The sequence below is a fragment of the Moorena producens PAL-8-15-08-1 genome, assembly GCF_001767235.1.
Taxonomy (GTDB): Bacteria; Cyanobacteriota; Cyanobacteriia; order Cyanobacteriales; family Coleofasciculaceae; genus Moorena; species Moorena producens_A.
This window is the reverse complement of the sequence record NZ_CP017599.1, coordinates 2,564,868-2,587,544: the sequence shown is the minus strand read 5'-3', so window position 1 is coordinate 2,587,544 and position 22,677 is coordinate 2,564,868. Positions and strand designations below refer to the sequence as shown.

15 protein-coding genes are annotated in these 22,677 nt (G+C 44.5%); 7 read left to right on the top strand and 8 right to left on the bottom strand.

The window, feature by feature from the left end:
- Positions 1 to 16 precede the first annotated feature (16 nt).
- Positions 17 to 178, top strand: a complete 162-nt coding sequence (locus BJP34_RS09805; RefSeq protein ID WP_229424210.1) for a hypothetical protein — start codon at positions 17 to 19, stop codon at positions 176 to 178.
- Between the two features lie 736 nt (positions 179 to 914).
- Here the strand turns inward: BJP34_RS09805 and BJP34_RS45500 are convergent.
- A complete protein-coding gene (locus BJP34_RS45500; protein WP_168166501.1) occupies positions 915 to 1,079 on the bottom strand; it encodes a ribbon-helix-helix protein, CopG family in 165 nt (54 codons plus the stop codon).
- A gap of 658 nt (positions 1,080 to 1,737) precedes the next feature.
- Here BJP34_RS45500 and BJP34_RS09800 point away from each other — a divergent pair.
- The 3 genes from BJP34_RS09800 (at position 1,738) to BJP34_RS09790 (ending at position 3,675) form a co-directional block, all read left to right on the top strand.
- Positions 1,738 to 2,037 (top strand): hypothetical protein, encoded by a 300-nt coding sequence (locus BJP34_RS09800; protein ID WP_070392190.1) that lies wholly within the window; start codon positions 1,738 to 1,740, stop codon positions 2,035 to 2,037.
- Positions 2,038 to 2,360: 323 nt separating this feature from the next.
- Positions 2,361 to 2,780, top strand: coding sequence for a hypothetical protein (locus BJP34_RS09795; protein ID WP_149030882.1), 420 nt, complete (start codon positions 2,361 to 2,363; stop codon positions 2,778 to 2,780).
- Positions 2,773 to 3,675 (top strand): mechanosensitive ion channel family protein, encoded by a 903-nt coding sequence (locus BJP34_RS09790; protein ID WP_070392188.1) that lies wholly within the window; start codon positions 2,773 to 2,775, stop codon positions 3,673 to 3,675. Before BJP34_RS09795 ends, BJP34_RS09790 begins: the two co-directional genes overlap by 8 nt.
- A gap of 174 nt (positions 3,676 to 3,849) precedes the next feature.
- Here BJP34_RS09790 and corA read toward each other — a convergent pair whose 3' ends face one another.
- The 4 genes from corA to psaA form a co-directional block, all read right to left on the bottom strand.
- On the bottom strand, positions 3,850 to 5,100 hold the full coding sequence (gene corA, locus BJP34_RS09785) for a magnesium/cobalt transporter CorA (RefSeq protein WP_324611043.1): 1,251 nt from the start codon (positions 5,098 to 5,100) through the stop codon (positions 3,850 to 3,852).
- 204 nt (positions 5,101 to 5,304) lie between these two features.
- Positions 5,305 to 7,806: a bifunctional serine/threonine-protein kinase/ABC transporter substrate-binding protein gene (locus BJP34_RS47260; protein ID WP_229424310.1), complete on the bottom strand. Its 2,502-nt coding sequence runs from the start codon at positions 7,804 to 7,806 to the stop codon at positions 5,305 to 5,307.
- A gap of 553 nt (positions 7,807 to 8,359) precedes the next feature.
- Positions 8,360 to 10,576 carry a photosystem I core protein PsaB gene (psaB, locus tag BJP34_RS09775; RefSeq protein WP_070392186.1) on the bottom strand — a complete coding sequence of 739 codons (2,217 nt, stop codon included), beginning with the start codon at positions 10,574 to 10,576 and terminating at the stop codon, positions 8,360 to 8,362.
- Positions 10,577 to 10,751: 175 nt separating this feature from the next.
- Positions 10,752 to 12,974, bottom strand: coding sequence for a photosystem I core protein PsaA (gene psaA, locus BJP34_RS09770; protein WP_070392185.1), 2,223 nt, complete (start codon positions 12,972 to 12,974; stop codon positions 10,752 to 10,754).
- Positions 12,975 to 13,658: 684 nt separating this feature from the next.
- Between psaA and BJP34_RS09765 the strand changes: the two genes are divergently transcribed.
- Together BJP34_RS09765 and BJP34_RS09760 are read left to right on the top strand one after the other, a co-directional pair.
- The gene (locus BJP34_RS09765) at positions 13,659 to 15,476 is read left to right on the top strand and encodes a hypothetical protein (RefSeq protein ID WP_070392184.1); all 1,818 of its coding nucleotides are present in this window, start codon (positions 13,659 to 13,661) and stop codon (positions 15,474 to 15,476) included.
- A 694-nt stretch (positions 15,477 to 16,170) separates the two neighbouring features.
- Positions 16,171 to 16,707, top strand: a complete 537-nt coding sequence (locus BJP34_RS09760) for a retropepsin-like aspartic protease family protein (RefSeq protein ID WP_202972084.1) — start codon at positions 16,171 to 16,173, stop codon at positions 16,705 to 16,707.
- Here the strand turns inward: BJP34_RS09760 and BJP34_RS09755 are convergent.
- Both BJP34_RS09755 and BJP34_RS09750 read right to left on the bottom strand, forming a co-directional pair.
- Positions 16,685 to 19,498 carry a VIT domain-containing protein gene (locus BJP34_RS09755; protein ID WP_070392183.1) on the bottom strand — a complete coding sequence of 938 codons (2,814 nt, stop codon included), beginning with the start codon at positions 19,496 to 19,498 and terminating at the stop codon, positions 16,685 to 16,687. The two genes, BJP34_RS09760 and BJP34_RS09755, sit on opposite strands and share 23 nt — an antisense overlap.
- 139 nt (positions 19,499 to 19,637) lie before the next feature.
- Entirely contained in the window at positions 19,638 to 19,826 is a 189-nt protein-coding gene (locus tag BJP34_RS09750; protein ID WP_070392182.1) for a CPXCG motif-containing cysteine-rich protein, read from the bottom strand.
- Between the two features lie 206 nt (positions 19,827 to 20,032).
- On the opposite strand from BJP34_RS09750, the gene BJP34_RS09745 reads away from it, so the two are divergent.
- Positions 20,033 to 20,503, top strand: a complete 471-nt coding sequence (locus tag BJP34_RS09745) for a GNAT family N-acetyltransferase (RefSeq protein ID WP_070396583.1) — start codon at positions 20,033 to 20,035, stop codon at positions 20,501 to 20,503.
- Positions 20,504 to 21,310: 807 nt separating this feature from the next.
- Here the strand turns inward: BJP34_RS09745 and BJP34_RS09740 are convergent.
- Positions 21,311 to 22,642, bottom strand: coding sequence for a cytochrome P450 (locus tag BJP34_RS09740; RefSeq protein ID WP_070392181.1), 1,332 nt, complete (start codon positions 22,640 to 22,642; stop codon positions 21,311 to 21,313).
- Positions 22,643 to 22,677: the final 35 nt, after the last annotated feature.

Here is a 22,677-nt window from a genome sequence, read left to right as displayed (position 1 = left end):
AAAACCACACACTATCATGTTCACAGATACTGTGTGGAAGTGGTTGCAGCTTTCCGCGAAGGACTCAAACACCAGTGCCGGAGAGCTTATAGAACGTTGGGTTAGAAGCCAAATAGAGGACACGACGCCGATATTTCCAGTCTCTGTTTTTCATCCCGGAGACGAAACCTTAGAATAAGGCAGCCTTAATCATAAAGTTTTAACCCTTTTGCTCATAGCCGACCAACCATAAAGGCTGCCTTATTCTTGCGGTAACTTCTGACCCCGGCTAAAGCACGGGGGTTCTCAAATTTCAGGAAGTTTTGATAGATTAGCTGTCCGGCAAAATTCATCCCACACCTATGCTGCGCATTAGGTGTGGGATGAATTTTGCACAGGGTATGGACGGAATTGCTATAATATAAGTACTGGTAAACAAAGCCGTTCGCGTAGCGTGGCCAAAGGCCTTAAATGCTGGTTTGTCAGCAAAACAGTCTTAAAAAAAAGACCAATAAAACAGAGCGGCAGCGATGCAGCGCGGTCTTGGGAAGGCAGCGCGGTCTTGGGGGTTCCCCCCATGAGCGACTGCCGTGGTTTCCCCCATGAGCGACTGCATCAAGAGAGGGCAGTCCGTTCTTAAAGCCCAGCGCCTCCTAAGCGATAGCCGGATTGGCTGGGAAGCCTACACTTAACCCAACGGGTCAGTGTAGGAGCTGTCACCACCGTTAAAGTTAGCCCCACTTAAGTTAGCTACTAATTAGCTTGGTGTTAACTAGCTGAGCGCTAATCAATTTGGCGCTCGGTTCTTTTTTTGAAGAGTACAACTTTAACTTCCAGAGGTGGGTTTACGCTACCTAGTACTTCAGCGAAGATCAACTACAAATACACAGTTACCATACTTGGCTTGGTTCTCCTGGTTACTAGAGAACGGGTATCTATGAGTCTGATTTTTTGGGGAGCTTCAATTTGTGAATCAATCCTCTGATAACTTCCGTTTTCGTTTTACCTTGCTCAATGCAGTATGCCTCCAGATGTTGCAAGTCTTTTTCTGGGAGGCGGATAGTTAGGACTTTGTCAGATATAGGTTTAGTTCTTGCCATGATGATTATCTACTCACTTCGTCTAAGCATATGTACTAACAGTGTACATTGACTGTACATTTATTGTTGTAACCTGTTTCGAGCTGAAGTAACCACGTACAAATGTACTAACGCACTTCAAAAGTCCTATCAATCTTGGCTTTGGGGGGGTTTAGAAGACGGTAGATTACTGAAACCAAAGTTTAAAAACGGCTGAACATATTACTATAAATGAATTGTAGCGATGTCAAGAGCGCCCTTGCTTACTCCCCTACCATGCATTTTGAGTTTAAGTGAGCGCAATATTCAATGGAACTCCAACGCCTATGTTAAAGCTTGTTTTTACTTAGGGTACGCCCTAGCATCACAAACCACAGCCACAAAATGATATCCAGCTGAAATTACCGCTACATCAGGTTTTGAGAGATTTTTTTCGAGGAGTACATCAGTTCCACACTACCAAAATGTCAACACAGTCAAGCTGTTTGACATTTATAGTACATATGTATTATTAAACGTCAGTTCTAGCATGTACTTCAAAGCAATTAGCCAATAGTGTACTAACAAAATAAAGCATAACGCTTGACAAAGTAAAAAATATGTATTACATTAAGAATATGGTAAGCAAGTACAGTGTTTGTACTTTGTAAGCCAAATAAGTCATAAGGAGATAAACAGAATGACAAATCAAATCGAAACCAAGCAAGCCTATCAAGAAAAGGTCAAGGCTCAACTAGATAAGTTGAATGCTCAATATGAAGAAATGAAAGCTAAAGCAGCTCAAGCCAAAGCTGATGCTTCAATAGAGTACCACAGCCAAATGGAAGAACTTTCCACCAAAATTGATGCAGGCTACGCTAAACTACAGGAAATTCAACAGGCAAGTGACGATGCTTGGTCAGATTTAAAAGCTGGCTTTGAGAAAGCTTGGAATGAGCTGGATAGTGCCTTTCAAAGTGCTTTTGCCAAGTTTCAGTAAACTCTTTTGTCCTAGAGTTAATTAACCTTCACTCTTCCCTAAGCAAACTTACCAGGTGTTAGCTCTTAGGAGAATAGCACTTAGTTAAGCTTTTAGTAAGGGGTTAAGGCTTCAAGCCCGATGCCGTCGGCAGAAGGATAAACCAAGTTTAAAACTGCAAAGTTTGAAGTTTATTTTTTGATTACCTTATTTCTTTCTGCCATCTGCCCTCTTACTTAAGGCTAATCCAGCCTGGCATTTGGTATTAGGGGAAAATTTTCAACACTCTAGGTGATCTAATACCTAACACTAGCTAAGTTCAACATAATCAAAGAGATTCAGGATTGAGGAGTGAGCTAGTTACAGCAGTAGTCTTAACAGTAAAGCAAGGATGGCGAAAAATGCAACAGAAAACTGATCAACTCGCTGATGTAGCTGCCAAAATTGGGGAAAAGCTGCAATCAAGCGGAGACCAACTGGCTGATGTCGCTGCCCAAATTGGGGAAAAACTGCAATCAAGCGGAGACCAACTGGCTGATGCCGCTGCCGAAATTGGGAAAAAGCTGCAACCAACCGGAGAGCAACTGGCTGATGTAGCTGCCGAAATTGGGGAAAATTTGCAATCAAGCGGAGAGCAACTGGCTGATGTAGCTGCCGAAACTGGGGAAAAGCTGCAATCAACCGGAGAGCAATTCACCGATGTAGCTGCCGAAACTGGCGAAAAGCTACAATCCGCCAAATTATTAATCAATAAAGATGGTTGAAACAATCACAAAAACTCTCAAAGAACTGCTTAGTAGTGCGATCAAGTTGTTCCCTGGGCTGTTGAGTGCAATCATTATTATCTTCTTAACCCGTTATTTTGCCGAATTTATTCAGAAATTGGCTAGCCAGTTGGGAACAAGAATGATTCGCTCCCACTCACTACAATTATTACTATCAAAAACATGCTATGTGGCAGTTTGGGTGATAGGAATTTTAGTGGCTAGTGTAATTGCCTTTCCTGGTTTGCGACTAGGAGATATCGTTGCCACTCTTGGATTAACTTCTGTCGCCATTGGTTTTGCCTTCCAAGATATCTTTAAAAATTTTCTGGCAGGAGTACTGCTGCTTCTACAAGAACCGTTTCGCATCAATGACCAGGTAATAATTGGAGACTATGAGGGCACAGTCGAACAAATTGACATTCGCACTACCAAGATACGCACTTACCAGGGAGAAAGAGTGATTCTCCCTAATTCCACTGTCTTTACCAGTGCTGTGCAGGTGAGGACAAGCTTTAGCAGCCGACGTACTGATTTGACCGTAGGAGTAGACTATAATACTCCTCTGCCAAAAGCTGTCGAAACGTTGCAGCGATTGGTCAATGGAGTTGAGGGTGTATTAGATAGCCCCGCTTTAGAGGTAGACTTAGTTAGTTTTGGAGACAGTTCCATCGACTTTGTAGTCCGCTATTGGACATTACCACAACAAAAAGAGGTGCGCCGAGTCAAAACTAGGGTAATTATTGCGATCAAAAAAGCTTTCAACCAGGCAGACATTAATATTCCCTACCCAATTAGGGCAGTTTACTACTACGACCAGCAACAGTTTAATGATTACCTTCCTAGTGCTAATAATGGTGAGTCCTCAAACAGAACTCTCTTGAGAGAGAACTAATAAGCTTTCTTGTGTCACTCTAGGTTACTCTAGGCAAAAAAAAAGGCTCTACTAAACTTGCTATCTAAAACTTTTAGTAAATAATTATGGATAATTTCAACATTTTTATCCATAAAATTGGTTCGTTAGAGCCAGAAAAAATCAAGTCATATTCCCTCTAAATTATACCTTATTTTAACCCTTGTTGATTTTAGAAAAACTCGAAAACCAGCCACACCACCAAAAAAAGTAAATTAGCCCAGAAGCAATCACTATCATCACAGCCCAACAAAGTGGATACCCCCAATACCAGTTTAGCTCTGGCATGTTCCAGGGAGAAGCTTCGGGGTTAAAATTCATTCCATAGATTCCAGCCACAAAAGTCAGAGGAATAAAAATTGTTGAGATTACTGTCAGTAGCTTCATTACTTCATTCATTTTGTTGCTAACCGAGGACAAGTAGACATCCATCAAACTTGATGCTAATTCTCTGTAGGTTGACATAATGTCTAAAAGTTCAACGGTATGGTCATAACAATCTCGTAAGTAAATTTGCACATCGGCACTAATCAGAGGACTTGGGTCTCGAATCAGGGTACTAATTGCATCCCGTTGTGGCCAAAGAACACGACGCAGTGCCAGTAATTCCCGCTTAAGTTGATAAATTTTTGCTAAGGTTTTGTTGGTGGGGTTGATCACTACTTCATCTTCTAATTGATCAATTTGCTCACCATAGGCTTCTAGTACGGGGAAAAAGCTATCGATAATTGCATCCCATAGGGCATAGGCTAAATAATCAGCTTGGCGCTTGCGGATGATGCCTTGGTTGTGGCGAATGCGCTTCCGAACTCGGCTAAAGCAATCTCTTTCTGGTTCTTCTTGGAAAGTGAGCAAATAATGTTTCCCCAAAACAAAACTGACTTGTTCAATCCAAAAACCACTAGCTTTTTCCTTGGGCATGACCATCTGGGTAATGACTACTAGCTGCTCTTCATAGTTCTCCACTTTCGGTCGCTGAGGTACATTGACCAAATCTTCCAGCACCAGCGGATGTAATTTGAAAACTTGACTCAAGCCCTTTAAAATATCTTCACTACCTAAGCCGAGTACATCAATCCACGAAACTGAATTTGTTTCTAGGTAAGAGCCACAAGCTTCTGGCGTTAGGTTAGCGATGCGTCTCACTTGCTCTTGGTTATAGTCAATTAGAACGATTGTGGATGGTCTAGCATCTTCGTCAATGCTGATTGTTCCCGGTATCGTACCTGGTTTATCGTAGAAGTAATCAAACAAGTCTTCTTGTTCTTCATCGGTTGGTGTGGGTACACCAAAAGACCCAGAAAGTCTTTGTGTCATGTAATTTAGCTTGGAATTCCCTAGGAGAGTATCAACTAGAGTGTAGTCTAAACTCCAGTTGCAAGAGGTTGAATTTTTTAAATTAGACAATTATTACACAATTAGAGTAAGCTATTAGCTAACTAAAACTACTCAAACTAATTGGGTGCATCTCATTTTTACGCTTTGATCCGGTGGTGCGTTACGGGACGGGCTGTCTCAACACTGGGAAAGATTTGGAAAATCAGGGCTAGCCCCTCCCTAACGCACCCTACGCCATTTCTCTTCTTTTTTACAAATATGAGATGCACCCAACTAATTAGAGGGTATGGGCAGGAAATCGTAACCGCTGGAAGTGTTCTGCTTGGGAAGAATTTTTACCAGTTGGACTGAGCCATTGCGATCGCCTGAACGCAAAAACCGAATTGAACCCGATACTCCAGGCGCTACAAAATCTGAGGCTGAGAGGGCTTCTTGAACACCAGCACGAGTAGGATTACGTTTGAGTGCTTCTATCAAAGCTTGGGTTCCATCGTAAGCCATGGCTGTGCGCCAGTTAACCTCAGCATTCCAAAGGGCTTTGGATTTACGGACAAAGTCTGACTGAGGGTTGCTATCAATATCCCAAAAAACAGCTACCACCATTTCAAGAGCGTTTTCTGCACCTTTCTCTAAAGTTTTAGGAGAATACATTACATCTCCTCCCAACAAACTTAGACGTTTACCATTGACCTTAACAACCTCCAAAGCTTGATCTAGAACTGCTGGGTTAGGAGCTAAAAATAGCACCTGTGCTCCCCGCTCAATCGCTTGTTGTACAGGTGTAGCAGGATTAAAATCTGGATTGGAGATGTCAATCTCATCAACAACTTGTCCTCCTCCTAGGGAAACCGCTGTGACAAATTCAGTTCTGAGAGATTTGCTGTAGTCACTCTTAGAATTATAGAAAACCGCTGCATTCTGCTTTTTCAACTCGGTGAGCATGTAGTTAGCTAAGGCTCTGGCTGAAAACGCATCATTTGGCACTGAGCGAAACACATAGGGGCTAAAGTTGGACAACTTTACGGAAGTACTAACAGCAGAGATAGCTGCTAGTTTACCGGAATTATATACTTCTCCTGCGGCTAAGGTTACACTGCTAGCGGAATGACCAATTACACCTAATATTTCCGGATTGTTGACCAACGCTGAAGCAATTTGTTTAGCAGTATCGGGATTTTGATCATCACTCGTAATCACTACTTTGAGGGGGACGCCATTAATTCCCCCAGTTTGATTGATTTCATCTTGAGCTTGAGCAACGCCACGCACAATTGCTAATGTACCATCGGGGTCAGTAGCAATCGGTCCAGCGACAGCAATAGTATGGGATTTCTGATTACCAATACGAGCATTATTGAGATAAATTAGAGTTTCAGGAGCGTTGGGGTATTTCCGAATTGCTACTTCAAAGTTACTCATGGCTTTGTCATAATCACCAGCAGCCATGGCTTGCATACCCTGTTGTTTGGCAGCTTGGAATTGCAGATTTGGAGTGCCTACCTCTTCTGTTTTAACTAGGGACTTTTCCCCAAGGCTAATTCGAGCTTGAATATTACTCTGATCAGGTGTTGAAGTTGGAGTAATTTGAGCATTCGTAGCAAAAGGTGATGGGTTGGGTGACTCCGTAGTCTTGGGAGTGTTATTAAATAAAAATAACCAGATTAAATAGATAAGGATGCCAATAACAGTAGTGGCGACACCGATGGGGAGCAATAACCGACGAGGGTTTTGAGAGGCAACTCCGGAATACTGAGACCCAGCAAACGGTTGCGCCGATGATGGTGCTGTTGCCGAAAGTTGAGATGGTGGTATTGAAATCTCTGTGGGTTGAGGTTGCCCAGACTGTGGTATCGATGGAATGGCTGTTGAGGGGACTCGAGAGTACTGTTGCGGAACTAGTGTCGGTTGTATTATTGTCGGCTGTTGTACTGATTTCTGTTGTGGTAATGAGACTTGTGGGTATGACTCAAGAGCCTGTAGAACCTCTGTGGCAGACTGGTAACGTTCCCTAAAATGGTAGCGCACCATCTTAGAAAGAATCGACTTTAAGTCATCACTGATCTTGGCCCAAGGTTCCCAGATCACTTCTCCAGTATTAGGGTCTTCTTGAATTTGATTAATCGTTAAGCCAGTTACTGCCTGGATAGCCATCATGCCAAGACCATAAATATCACTGTTGGCACGAGGATTACCTCTACCTTGTTCTGTGGACATATAACCAGGGGTTCCAACAGCGATTGTGCCACTGACTTGATGGTTGGGTCCGCGAATTTGCTTGACTGTGCCGAAGTCAACTAAAACCAGCTTATTGTCCCGATGTCGTCGGATGATATTATCGGGCTTGATATCACGATGGATAACTCGATTTTGGTGGATAAAGCTGAGAGCTCTCAAGACTTCCTGAAGCATTTGACGAACTTGGCTTTCAGACCAGCTTTGACCAGGTTTGATTTCACTGCTGAGGGTGTTTCCTTCAATACACTCTTGAACCAGGTAAAACTCTTCATCTTCCTCAAAGTAAGCTAAAAGCATCGGAATTTGGTCATTCTTCCCCAGTCTCTCTAGAGTTTCGGCTTCAGTTCGGAACAAACGTCTGGCATTTTCCAAGGATTTGGGATGGTTGGTAGGTGGCTTCAGTTGTTTGATAACGCACTGGGGATTAGTTGGTCGGCGAGTATCTTCGGCAATGTAAGTTTTTCCAAATCCACCCTGGGCTAGGGTATCAATTACTCGATAACGCCCATCAAGTAAATCATTTGCCTTGAGGTCTTTCATAAAAGTTCGGATCACGTACGTATCACAGAATTACAGAAGTTTTACACTTCTGGATGGATAAGTCCTGTACTTATTTATCTATCTGCCAATGCTTTGTGATTTATTAATAGTAGCAGCGATCCCCTGAGGACCTGACCCCCTCAGTACTCAGTACTACTGTCGAGATGGCATGGCAGGATTGAACTAGAGCAGAGTTACCTGATTCTGGGGGAATCAGTAACATAGCGATATAGTTGTTGATTTAAATGATTCACTAGTTGTCTTTTTATTACCACATTTTATAGTTTTTGTCAATATTAGTTTAATAACTGGTATTTGATATAGCGCTATAGTTTTGCGCCTGCCAAGCCATTAAAGTCTATTCAGTAGATGGTAAACCTGACAAAATAATCAGGGTTTCAGCGATTGTTTTCCTGTTCCTAATTTGCGTTCCCGTAGCGTGACCTACGGTCAACCGCTTTTGGTAGACAACAAAAAATCCCCCACCGGAAGGTAGGAGATTTAAATTAATTACCTACAATTTAAATACCTAAAAAGCTAGTTTCAGCAACCATTAGCCAAATGCACCAGCTGTCGAGGCAATCAAGAATGCGGCGTAGGTAAGTATATAACCTACCGTGAAGTGGGTTAAACCAACCAGACGAGCTTGAACGATGGACAGCGCAACAGGCTTATCCTTCCAGCTAACCAAGTTAGCCAGAGGAGTACGCTCGTGTGCCCAGACCAAAGTTTCGATTAGCTCTTGCCAGTAACCACGCCACGAGATCAGGAACATGAAACCAGTTGCCCAAACTAGGTGTGCGAAGAGGAACATCCAAGCCCAGACAGACAGGTTGTTGGTTCCAAACGGGCTGTAACCATTGATCAACGGAGCAGAGTTAGCCCACAGGTAATCCCGGAACCAGCCCATGAGATAAGTAGAGTTCTCATTGAACTGAGCCACGTTACCTTGCCAGACGCACAGATGCTTCCAGTGCCAGTAGAAGGTCAACCAGCCTAAGGTGTTCAGCATCCAGAACATGGCGAGGTAGAAGGCATCCCAAGCAGAGATGTCGCAAGTACCGCCACGACCAGGACCATCACAAGGGAAGGCATAACCGAAGTCCTTCTTGTCGGGCATTAGCTTGGAACCACGGGCATCCAGGGCACCCTTGACTAGAATCAGGGTGGTGGTGTGCAAACCTAGAGCGATCGCATGGTGTACCAAGAAATCGCCAGGACCAATGGTCAGGAACAGGGAGTTAGCTCCGCTGTTGATGGCATCTAGCCAGCCAGGAAGGTAAGCTGCACCAGTGCCAGAAGCTATGCTATCGGGATTAGACAGCAGGGTGTCAAAGCCGTATAGCAGTTTACCATGAGTCGCTTGGATGAACTGAGCAAATACTGGCTCAACCAGGATTTGCTTCTCGGGGGTGCCGAAAGCAACCACGACGTCGTTGTGGACATAGAGTCCTAAGGTGTGGAAACCTAAGAACAGAGTTACCCAGCTCAGGTGAGAAATCAGAGCTTCTTTGTGTTCGAGCATCCGGGCTAACACATTATTCTTATTAGCCTCTGGGTCATAATCCCGCACAAAGAAGATAGCACCATGAGCGAAGGCTCCAACCATCAAGAAACCAGCAATGTACTGATGGTGAGTATACAGTGCTGCCATGGTGGTGTGATCCTTTGCTATGAAAGCATAGGGCGGCATCGCATACATGTGTTGCGCTACCAAGGAACAGACCACACCCAAACAAGCCAGGGCTAAGCCCAACTGGAAGTGGAGAGAGTTGTTGACGGTGTCATATAGACCCTTGTGACCCTCACCTAAGAGGCCCCCAAAGGGAGTACCTGCTGGGGGATTGTGGGCACTATGAATCTCCTTGATGCTGTGACCAATACCCCAGTTGGTGCGGTACATATGACCGGCAATGATGAAGATCACTGCGATCGCCAAGTGGTGATGGGCCATATCGGTCAGCCACAAGGACTCAGTCTGGGGATGGAAGCCACCCAAGAAAGTCAGAATCGCTGTCCCTGCACCGTCAGAGGTACCAAAGATGTGTCCAGCGGTATCTGGGTTCTGGGCATAGACTCCCCAATTCCCCGTAAAGAAAGGTCCTAATCCAGCTGGATGGGGTTTGACACTCAGGAAGTTATCCCAACCAACCCGCTGTCCGCGAGATGCGGGGATAGCCACGTGAATCAAGTGACCTGCCCAAGCTAAGGAGCTAACACCAAACAAACCTGCCAAGTGGTGATTTAGCCTAGATTCTGCATTCTTGAACCAGCTCAAGCTGGGGCGGAATTTAGGCTGTAAGTGCAACCAACCTGCAAATAGTAACAGGGATGACAACAATAACAAGAACATGGCACCACCATGCAGTTGGTTATTGGTTGTCATACCAATGGTGTAAAACCAGTGGTAAACACCGGAGTAGGCGATGTTTACCGGGCCAGAAGCACCAGCTTGGGTGAAGGCATCAATTGCCCCTGAGCCAAATTGGGGATCCCAAATCGCGTGGGCGATGGGCTTAACAGTTTCAGGATCTTTAATCCACTCTTCAAAGTTACCTTGCCAGGCGACGTGGAACAGAGTGCCAGACGTCCACAAGAAAATGATTGCAAGATGGCCGAAGTGAGAAGCAAAAATCTTTTGATATAGATTCTCCTCGGTCATGCCATCATGGCTTTCAAAGTCATGGGCTGTGGCAATCCCGTACCAGATTCGACGTGTTGTCGGATCTTGAGCGAGGTCCTGGCTAAATTTTGGAAATTTTGTTGCCATATGCTTTTAAGGAAATTCTCCTCGCTGACCTATGAGACTTATGCAATCATGCTGCTCATTGTTTTTTCTTAATTAACTCCCTGGAACCGAAGTTCCAGGTTGCTTAGGGTATCGACAGGCGAGACACAGGTTATGGTATCCCACTCAAGGTTTGCCATCGATTCCTGGTAAGCAGTTATCCCACTGAAAGGATTCGTGCTATGAAGAATGACCAGGTAACGACGATTCCTCCTAGGAGGTAGTGAGCTACCCCTACAGCCCGACCCTGAGTGATGCTCAGAGCACGAGGCTGAATCGATGGGGCTACTTTCAATTTATTATGAGCCCAAACGATGGATTCGATCAGTTCTTGCCAGTAACCACGACCACTAAATAGGAACATCAGGCTAAAGGCAAAGACGAAGTGACCAGCTAGGAACATTATGCCGTATGCCGACAGAGCTGAGCCGTAAGATGTGATTACATTTGAGGCTTGTGCCCACAAAAAGTCCCGTAACCAGCCATTGATGGTGATCGCACTTTGGGCAAAGTTGCCATTGGCAATGTGAGACACACTTCCATCCGGGAATACTGTTCCCCAGACATCAGATTGCATCTTCCAGCTGAAGTGGAAAATAACCACAGAGATGCAGTTATACATCCAGAACAAGCCTAGGAACACATGATCCCAACCGGATACCTGGCAGGTACCGCCACGACCTGGACCATCGCAGGGGAAGCGGAAGCCTAAGTTAGCTTTATCGGGGATCAGACGTGACGAACGGGCAAACAGTACCCCTTTGAGCAGAATTAGTGCAGTGACATGGATGGTGAACGCATGGATATGGTGAACCATAAAGTCCGCAGTACCCAGCTCAATCGGCATCATTGCCACTTTACCGCCTACTTCTACCATGCCTCCGCCAAAGGCATAGCTAACGGTTTCCAAAGCATTGGGAGCAGTTCCTCCCGGCGCTACGTTGTGGATGTTTTGAATCCACTGGGCAAAGATTGGCTGTAGTTGAATCGCCGTATCAGAGAACATATCCTGAGGGCGACCCAAAGCCCGCATTGTATCGTTGTGAATGTAAAGACCAAAGGAATGGAAACCTAACCAGATACACACCCAGTTCAGGTGAGAGATAATTGCATCGCGGTGACGGATCACCCGGTCTAGTAGGTTGTTCACATTCTTGGCTGGGTCATAGTCCCGCACCATGAAAATAGCACCATGGGCTGCACCTCCGACAATACAGAAGGCACCAATCCACATATGGTGGGTGAATAGGCACAGCTGAGTACCATAGTCTGTGGCAAGGTACGGATACGGAGGCATCGCGTACATATGATGAGCCACAATTATGGTCAGGGAGCCTAGCATGGCTAGGTTAATCGCTAGCTGGGCATGCCAGGACGTAGTCAGGATTTCATAAAGACCTTTGTGTCCTTCACCAGTGAACGGACCCTTATGAGCCTCTAGAATTTCCTTCATGCTATGACCAATACCCCAGTTAGTACGGTACATGTGGCCAGCAATGATAAACAGGACTCCTAGAGCTAGGTGATGGTGAGCGGTATCTGACAACCACAATCCACCGGTGACCGGATTCAGACCACCATGGAAGGTGAGGAAGTCAGAGTAGACGCCCCAGTTCAGGGTGAAGAAGGGGGTTATGCCCTTAGCAAAACTGGGATAAAGATCCGCCATCAAGCCCTTATTTAATATGAACTCATGGGGCAGTGGAATCTCACTAGGAGCCACCCCAGAATCCAAGAGCTTGTTTATGGGCAAAGACACATGGATCTGGTGACCTGCCCAACCCAGGCAGCCGCAGCCCAGCAGCACTTGTAAGTGGTGGTTCATCATCGACTCCACGTTCTGAAACCATGACAGTTTCGGAGCCTTCTTGTGGTAGTGGAACCAGCCAGCAAATAGCATCAGGGCTGCCATTACCAGACCACCAATAGCTGTTACGTACAGTTGGTAGCTATTGGTGATACCGGAAGCACGCCACAGCTGGAAGAAACCAGAGGTGATTTGGATGCCGTGGAAGCCCCCACCAACATCGCCATTCAAAATGCCTTGACCAACCACAGGCCAAACCACTTGAGCACTGGGCTTAATAGTAGTCGGATCACTCAGCCATGCCTCGTAGTTGGAAAAACGAGCACCATGGAAGTACATGCCGCTCAACCAAACAAAGACAACGGCTAGGTGACCGAAGTGTGCACTAAAAATTTTGCGAGAAACGTCTTCTAAGTCACTGGTATGACTATCGAAATCATGAGCGTTAGCGTGAAGGTTCCAAATCCAAGTGGTGGTTTTGGGACCTCTCGCTAGGGTTCGATCAAAATGACCTGGCTTACCCCACTTCTCAAAGGAAGTTGGTACCGGGTCTTTATCGACCTCGAGTGGCATGAGGAATCTCCTCTCTAGACAAGGAACGACTAATACCCCTAGGGGAGTTTTATTTTTATGGATAAGAAAGCATTTTTTTAATCACTGCTTTCTAACGGAAGCAAGGACCTGTTCTGAATTTACGTCAAAACGGATACCTCCCTTAGAAGATAATAGGTCTTGCTTCAGGCGCTTTTTGAATTCAGTTAAAAATAGTTAACAATTTTTTAGATAATCGTTAACTATTTTCAATTAGCAGTATCAATAGGTATACCACTGTTTGTGTCTAAGCCGCCATCACAACAAATCAAAAGTAACTATAGGAAAAATCAATGATAATTTCTTCAAAATGTTACAAAACGTAAAGAAATGCTAAATATTTTAAAAAAAAGTCTCCTCAATCTATAAAGAGGACCCTCAAAGGTTAAACGTCTAGGGATATGGTTAATAGAGAAGCGGAATATTTATAAAAAAGCGGAAGACTTGAAACAGGGGTGCGACCCCGGGCAGATCCCCTAACCAAGGGAACGGGCACCAAGAGGGAAAAAGTGAGAACACACTTGATCATGCTGCCAATAGGCAACCCCAACGCTCATAGACCAACACCATTAGACAAGCAGCAAGACTAGAGGTCAACCTGTAAGTTAAGATTAAAGGCTGGTGATCAAAGGAGATGGCTTGTTGGGTAGGAACAGCCAGATAATCATGGTGAAAAGACTTTTTTTCTTCCTAATCACAACGATTTTAGTTTGGGGTCTGGTGGCCTGTGGAAGCGATCGCATAAAGACATCGAAGCGGTTTGGCATCGATGCCAGCTCCCAAACCAACCAAGTTAATCAGTTATCAGAAGTAGGGCCACCCCTAGCTATTCAAGAGCTTAGTGAGAGCCTAGAGGCTTACCAGCCTCAAGTCATCATTGTCAGACCTGGTGATGACATGGTGCTCGAAGATACAACAGTATCAGTGAAATTTCAGGTTCAGGACTTGCCAATTTTCCAAGATCCCGATCTAGGCATAGGTCCTCATCTGAACGTCATCCTGGACAACCAACCTTTCCAAGCCATCTATGACCTAGACCAACCTCTAATCCTAGAGGATTTATCCCCTGGCACCCATACCTTGCGGGCATTTGCCTCTCGCCCCTGGGATGAGAGCTTTAAAAATAAAGGTGCCTATGCCCAGACCACATTTCATATCTTTACTAAAACTGACGACAACAACCCAGATCCAGCCCTGCCACTCCTAACTTACAGCGTTCCAAAAGGAGACTATGGAGCAGAGCCGATTCTACTGGACTTCTATTTGACGAATACCCCCTTGAGTAATACCCCTGTCCAGCTAGTGGATCAAGACAATCTCGATGATGATAGTGTTGATTGGCGGATTCGGGTTACTGTGAACGGTAAAAGTTTCCTACTCGACCGTTGGGAATCGATTTATCTGACAGGGTTTAAAGAGGGCAAAAACTGGGTAGAGTTAGAGTTTCTCGATGAACAGGGCAACCCAGTCAAGAATGTTTTCAACAACACAGTACAGGTGATTAACTACCAGCCTAATGGTGAAGACACCCTTTCCCAGCTAGTACTGGGTCAACTCTCGGCTGAGCAAGCTGGTGGTATTGTAGACCCCAACTATCAGCCACCGCCAACCCCAATACCTGTACCAGAAGAGACACCAGCTCCGAGTCCATCACTGACTACTTCGCCTACAGTAGAGCCAACACCAATACCGTCGGTTGTTCCGATAGTTGAAGAACCTCTCACCTCTGAACCGACTTCCCTAGAACAAGAAACTACAGAAGAAGACACTACATCACCAGGAGAATTAGCCCCTACTGAAACAGAGCAAATACCAGAACTAGAGGAATCTGTAACACCCAGTGAACTGCCAATAATTCTGGAGGAAGCAACCCCTGAGGTTGAGCCCAACCTACCTGAGCTGGAAACAACTTTGGAAGCAGAAGAGCTGGTTCCTGCCAGTGAAACCCCAGCACCAGTTGAGGAAGCAACTACTGAGACTGAATCAGTAAATCCTCTACCTGAACCGTCAGAAAAGCCAAAATTAAACATCTGGAGTCGCTTTGGCAGTTTCTTCGGACGTTCTCCTGTCACCCCTAGCCCCTCACCTGAACCGCTAGAGGAACTGGAGATTACATCAGAGGAACCTGTGGTAGCACCAAGTGAATCTGAGTCCACTACTGTTGTTGATGAGATATCGGAAGAAGCGGTAGTAGAGACCGGGGAGTCTGAATCCACTACTGTGGTCGAAGATAGTTCTGAACAACCGGCGGTAGCACCAAGTGAATCTGAGTCCACTACTGTTGTTGATGAGATATTGGAAGAAGCGGTAGTAGAGACCGGGGAGTCTGAGTCCACTACTGTGGTCGAGGAGATACAGGAAGAACCGCCAGTAGAGACCGGGGAGTCTGAGTCCACTACTGTGGTCGAAGAGATATCGGAACAACCGGCAGTAGAGACCGGGGAGTCTGAATCCACTAATGTGGTCGAAGATAGTTCTGAATAACCAATAGTGGCAACACTTGAGTGCGATCGCACAGTGATAACAGGCAGTTAGCCCATGGTTCGATCAACTGTTTGAGCATCGGCCAGCAATCCCCACTGGGTTAGGGATTGCTGGCCGATGCTCAATGTGCAGCTGGCGCTGGCTCCCCTGTTCCCTTCCTGCATCAATTTCAGTACTGAAATCGATTGTTATGACTTCCTTTATTAAGTTTTTTTTGTACTGGTGCAAGCTCTCAGTATAACTCCCCAAACTTTTCCCGATAACGAGCCAACAACGATTCCCTATCTGCTAGTTGAGTTATTAGGTATTAGGTATAAACTCTATCTATAAGTAGTGTTGGTTTAAGAGTTTCCCTGGGTAATCTAGGATTAGGCGATAATTAGGGCTTGCTGATTAACTCTCAAAGCATTGACAGATAAAGGTTTTCGCCTTTTTGGGTCGAAAAAAGTGCCAGCAAATCGGTCCAAAAAGCTCAAAAAGTTAGGATTTTGGGCTGAATAGAGCAGAAAAATCAAGGGAGAATTCTTCGGACTACCTTCTATATAATTCTCCTAACTCCTGACTCCTGACTCCTGACTCCTGACTCAATCCCTTACCAAAAGACTTTTTCAGCAAACCCTTACCGATTCAGCCTTCAGCCTTAATACTTACTAACAGTTTGTACTAATCAAAAATACTGGAGTAGATAAATCAGGTGAAACCCTATTTACCAATCCAACTATTAACAACATTATTTGTAATCACAACCAGCACCGTGACTCCTGCTGTTTCTAACGCTCAAATCGATTTACCCTGTTTCATGCGGGATGCCAATGGCAATCTGATTGACCTTGGCAAACTTTGCGGCATTTCAAAGCAAAACAGTTCAGGAGTGATTACAATCCCGATCAAACGTCGAGTCTATAACACTCCTGTGATTGATGTCACTTTTAATGGTAAACGAACCTTTGAAATGGTGGTTGATACAGGAGCATCCGTCGTGACAATTACCCCAAAAATGGCAAAAGCTTTGGCATTGAAGCCAGAAGGAACTGCCAGGATGGATACAGCTAATGGTACAGTTGATGTACCCCTGGGTCGCTTGGCCTCCGCTGCCGCAGGAGGGATTGTGGCTAACAACCTACTAGTTGCTGTTAGTCCATCCCTGTCAATTGGACTGCTAGGACACAATTTCTATCAAGATTATGATCTGACGATTAAGCAAGATGTCATTGAGTTGCACCTTCGGTAATCCGTAAGGTTAAACACACGCTCTTGACAGAGGTTTGGGGAACTCGCCAACAAGAAAGCGATCGCTTAATCAAATCAATCATTTGGGATTCCGTCAGGGTAGAGGCTGCTTCATCCCACATCACCCTGATCACGCGACCTCTACGCACTAGGAACTCGAAGACAATTTCACCAGCTACCCCTAGGGGTAAGTTCAACCGTTGCAGATGTTGGGTTAAACAAGTTGTCCCTATTTCATCTAATCCCTTAACTCTGACCAACTGTAACCTGTGATGGCTGATTGCCGCTGAGCTTAATATCTCTGACTTCACCTTTTGAATCAATCTAGGACAGACCAAGGTCAATTCAAAATTATTCAATTCCAAATTATCTGGTGATTGATTGGCTAAATACTCCTCATTGATAATTTTTGATTCCTGATGACTATAATAGGGATTATCATTATGATTTGTTATATCCTGAAGTGTCTTAGAAGTAATATACTCCTGAGGGATAATTTCTGATGCCTTACCGGGAGCATATAGATTATCATTATCATTGGTTAGCTTAGATTCCTTGGACCTGTTTTGCCTATACTCTGACTGTTGAATCCAAGCTTTGGTTTTAACCCCTAATTTCCTATATTCACTTATTGGTAGGACAGACCTTGGGATAGGAGAAGACCAGGCGGTGGGAGAAGACAAGGGAGAGAGGGAAAACAATAAAGATCTGTTGATATTAGAGTTCTTTGGTGTCCCCTTTGTCCCCTGGTCATGAGGCAATAATTTGGAATTGATGTCAATTTCTGCTTGTCTGGTGCTGCCCTTATCCCCCACTCTCAACCCTGAACGCCACTTTTGTAGCCTGAGTCTATCCTGAATTGCACTAGCAAAAGTACTTTTGATCATGCCTTCCCAGTTAACTCCTTCTGGGATTGTTACTGGTACTTGCATGGATATGAGGTGGCTTTCTCCTGCAACCGGTAGCTGATCACTGATAGCCACAAAAGCGGTGTACTGGCACAATAGTTGATAACTCAACGCTGTTTCCGTAACTGCCTCTACTCCAGCTTTAGTTTCACAGCTCAACATTTGCTGCATCAGGTGTTTAATCCTTGCTCTACCCCACAGCTGGGCAATGGCTGGATTGTCGGCTTGATCAAAATTGAGGTTAAATCTTTTCTCGTAGTAACTACCATCCGCCCTAGTAGCCGTAATTCTGAGAGCACTAGTAGGGGTTTTCAAGTTGCTAACCTGCAACTGTTCTGCCTGGAACTCTTGAATGGGAGAAATACGTCCACAGATAACCAAAGGCTGCTGGGTAAATAGATCCGGAGTGCGATTGGGATAAATTATTGCTTCCCCTGAGCCTTCCCAGGTAACGTGAATATTGGTTAGCACTGGGTTATTAATTTGACGGAAAAACTGTTCCGCTACTGCTTCAGTTGGTTCATCTTGACGCACGATTCTAGCTATTCCCCGTCCAATTTCAGCTAAGCGATTCAGCAGAAAGCGGTTCGGAGAACTGCCGACACCAAAGCTATAGATGCGATTTCCAGGTTTAAGCTGTTGCTGTACTTCTGCTAGTACCTGATTCTCATTGCTAATGTAGCCATCACTTAGCAGTACAATACTCCGTAGTCGTCCCTCTGGTGCAGCTGGTAAATTCAGCAAGTTACGAATACCTTTGAGTAAATAAGTACCACCGTTGGCTTTTAATTGATTGATGTAGTTAATCGCCTTTCTACAGTTTTGGGGGGTATTCGATAAGGGTTTGGTAGATAGCTGGGTAGCGGTATCTGAAATATCAATAATGGTAAAGGTATCCTTGGGATTGAGTCCATTAATAAACCGACGCATCAATTCCTGAGACTTTAGCAGAGGATCCCCCATTTGAGAACCAGAGGTATCGATTAAGAACACCACATCCTTTGGCACAATCTCATCGATGCTATATTCTAAAGCGGGGATAAGATACACAGCAAAATGATTGCCCCGTTGATCTGAGTGGGTAAGTACTGTTGTCTGAGTGTGCTCCTTGGCAATCCCATAGCGTAGAATCAGGTCTTTGTTGGGAATCGTATCTTCCTGACTCAGTTTGACCCGCAGGATTGGCCCCTTTTGTTCAATGTTGAGTTGTTCAATGTTAATCTGATGGGAGGTAGAACAAACCTCTGTAATTGCTACTCCAGCGTCAATATCGATAGTTACTCCAATGTCATGACCTGAGCGCATGTCTGGCGGAATCAAGGGTGGAGTGATCCGGGAAGCATCGGGAACGAAGTCAGTATCCCCACTCTCATCAATGGGAGTACCAGGTATGAAACGGGGGCCAACTACCATTGGGAAGACAAATTCATAATTACCCCCCTGGAACTGTAGCTGATCGGTATAGCGAAGGGTGACCTCAATTTGCTCCCCTGGTTTAATGTGAGCCAGAGATTGAGTAAAAATATTATCCCGTTCTTGCTCTAAGAGTCCCGCAGTCCGCCCCTGACTGCAAGCTTCTTCGTAGATAGTTTGAGCGTCTTCCCGTTTTTTGATATTGCCCTCAATTATGCGATCGCTTAATTTAATCTCCATCTCATCCACCGCCGCTTCATCCGGTAGTGGAAAGATATAGACCGCTTCTAAGGGTTCGCTGAAAGGATTATCAAAGGTCTGTGTCACCTCTACCCGTGACATGTGACCAGTGATTTTGGCATAAACCTCTGTATGTTTCAGAGGAAATACCGAGTGTTCCTCCTCTTCGTTAACGTATAGTCCCCCTAGCAACTGCTTGGAGCATAATAGTGCATGAGTGGGCATGGGCATTTACCTTAAGATTGAGCAAATGGGTGAGCTTCGCTACTGTCCCTATCAGTAGCAAGGTCCTTGGTAGACGCACCATGCTAGCCACAAATCTCATCATAAATCCTTACCAAGAGTGAACTTGGGTCAATCTGCCTTTTAGTTAGCCATCATAATCGCTGTCAATCTCAATATCGAGAGTTTCTTGATCCACCCTTACATACAAAATGTTTGGATGACAGCAGACTTGACAATCTTCGATATAGGATTGCTGTTCACCAGCGCTTAGATCTACAAAGGTCAAATTGGTTTCACCACAATAGGCACAGGAATATTGAGCAGTCTCTTGCATTCAGTCAGAATTTTCTTTGAGTGTAGCAATAATTGTATTGGGTCAGCGCTGACGGAGATCACAACTAACCTATGAAATTGGTAACTGATAAATTGACAGGCTGAGGGTCTGTTGTTGACTGGTTGTTTGTTGAGGTTTGACGGTTGACGGTTGACGGTTGACGCTTGATGGTCAACCATGAACAAAAATTCAATTCACAACAGCTGATGACTAAACCATCTCCATCCTTACCACCAGGATGCATTTTCCGGCCTGCCTGTGCTCAGGATACCTGGGCAATTCTTAAATTAATTCTGATTGCTAAACTAGAGCCTACCCAGTTACGTTGGACTCAGTTTCGGGTGATTGAATTTGAGGGGCGTGTGGTGGCTTGTGGACAATTGCGCAACTTTCCCGATGCCCAAGAATTGGGGAGTTTGGTTGTGGCACCTAAGTGGCGCAATCAGGGATTGGGGAGTTATCTTATGGAAAATCTAATCAAAGAGGCAACTCAGCCTCTTTATCTCGAATGCATGGGTTGGCTGACCCCATTTTACACCCGTTTCGGTTTTGTATCGGTATCCTGGCAAGACTTACCCAAATCCCTGAAATTTAAGTTTGGCTTGTCCAAACTAGCCACTAAACTATTCCGTATTCCCCTATCCATCATGACCTACCAACGAAAGGATGAAGGCTGAAGGATTAAGGTAGCAGTAGAACATAAGTTAGACCGTTGGCGACAACAGTTGATTGCTCAAGCAGAACTGGATCTATTAATTAGAGAATATCCAGCTACACTGGAAAGATTATAACAAATCCGGTTGTATAATAAACGTATAAGTGGACAAAGCGTAAGCAATATACACCGATGCCAAGAAGAATCACAATAGTTCCTCACCTTAGTGTCAAGCAACTGTACTCCTAGATGTTCTAACAATTGGAAATATCTTCCATCATCAACTATACAATGATTTTCCAGTAAATTTATGCCACTATAATTTTGATTATAGTGGCATAAATCGAGCATCTGTATTGATAGCATCTCCACTTTTTTATGGAATATTGAAAACATTTTTTATATAGGTTTTTGCATATAATCAGTTATCAAGATTGATCTCCTGGTTACCTAGATCAACCTCAATAAAACCAATACCATGTTTTTTTGGGTTGACAGACAACCTTTATGGGGCTAAACCATTTCTTTACCAATCTCCCTCCTAAAATTGGTACGCTATCAACTATTTGTTGACATGCTTTTTTCAGTCTGCGAGCACCTCGTCCGTAATCGTCCCATCATAAGGACTCATACCAAATCCTTTTCCCATACCCCCCTTATCCCCATAGCCCTACATTACTGACATACAAAGATTTAGTCGATATTCATAAAGGGGTTTTGACAAGCGGATTTGGTATCAAACTTACGATTGTGTTATCAAACTTTGAAAGCCGACACTCACCATCTACAGTACCATTCGTTATTAATTCTAGGTTTTTCAGAATAGCTTTTAGGCAGGAATGAGATATATTGGGGATGGTGCAACAGTAAAAGTGCTACGTACAGGTTTAGGAACACGGTTATTGGGTAGGGCTAGTTTTACGTTAGTGAGAATCCTAGCCAGGATTAATTTCATTTCAAACAAAGACAACGCATATCCAATACACCGACGGCTTCCGCCACCAAAAGCCACAAATTCATAAGCAGAAAACTGTCGCTCCAAAAAACGCTCTGGTCTAAAATGATTCGGTTCTGGATATAAATCTTCTTGCCTGTGAGTTAAATATGTGCAAGGCAAAATGAATGTACCTGGTTCAAACTGGTAGCCCATAATTTCTATAGGCTTTTGGGCAATACGAAACGATGCCAAAATAACGGGGGGGTATATACGTAGGCTCTCGTGACAGACGGCATTCAAATATGGAAGCTTAGTAATCTCACTTGAATCTGGATTATCGCCAAGAGTATCTAATTCAACCATCAGCTTTTCATACACCTCTGGCAAGCGGTGAATCCAGTACAAAGCCCATGTTATACTGATAGAAGTAGTTTCATGACCTCCTATTAATAATGTAATTAAATTGTCACGCATTTCCTCATCTGTCATCGGCTCGCCTTGCTCGTCGCGAGCACTCATCATTAAGCTAAGGATATCTTCACCTAATAACGCTGGATTATCCCGACGTCGCTTAATTTCACCATAAATTATGTTATCAACCTGCTGGCGAAGGCGCACAAAACGCCCCCATAAACTCCAAGGCCCCCAATCCTGCTGTAGGGTATGGAAGTACAAAATGATAGAGGCCCAAGGATTGCTCGACAACTTCAGCTGTGAAATCAATGTTTGCTTAAGCTGTTGGAAGCTCGCTTCCTCATTTACCCCAAAAATAGCACGGATAATGAATTGCAGTGAGATATCTTGGATGGAACCCTGAACGTCAAAGCGTTCTCCTTTTTTCCACTGCGTCATTTGTTGCTGAGTAATGTCACAAATCAACTGGCTATAAGCTCGCATCCGATCCCCATGAAAAGCGGGCATTAACATTTGTTTTAGACGTCTGTGAGGATCGCCATCTATCGTGGTTAGTGCAGTTTTACCTGAAAAAGTGCTTGGTAACTCTTGCATAGCTTCGGCTGTCTTAAAGGTTTGTGGGCTGGCTGTAAATAGCGCCTTCATGCCTTGGGGATGACTGACAACCACCGTTGGAGGATAGTTCAAAAAACCTATTGTAAAGATACCTCCATAGCGTTTAGCACAATCCTCTAAGTAATTGAGAGGATTAACTATGAGATTAATAGACTGTAGCAAGGCTGGGGTTTTTGGGCCATCAGGAAATTTCATGATTCTTCTCCTATTTTTGTATTTATGGACGGGTT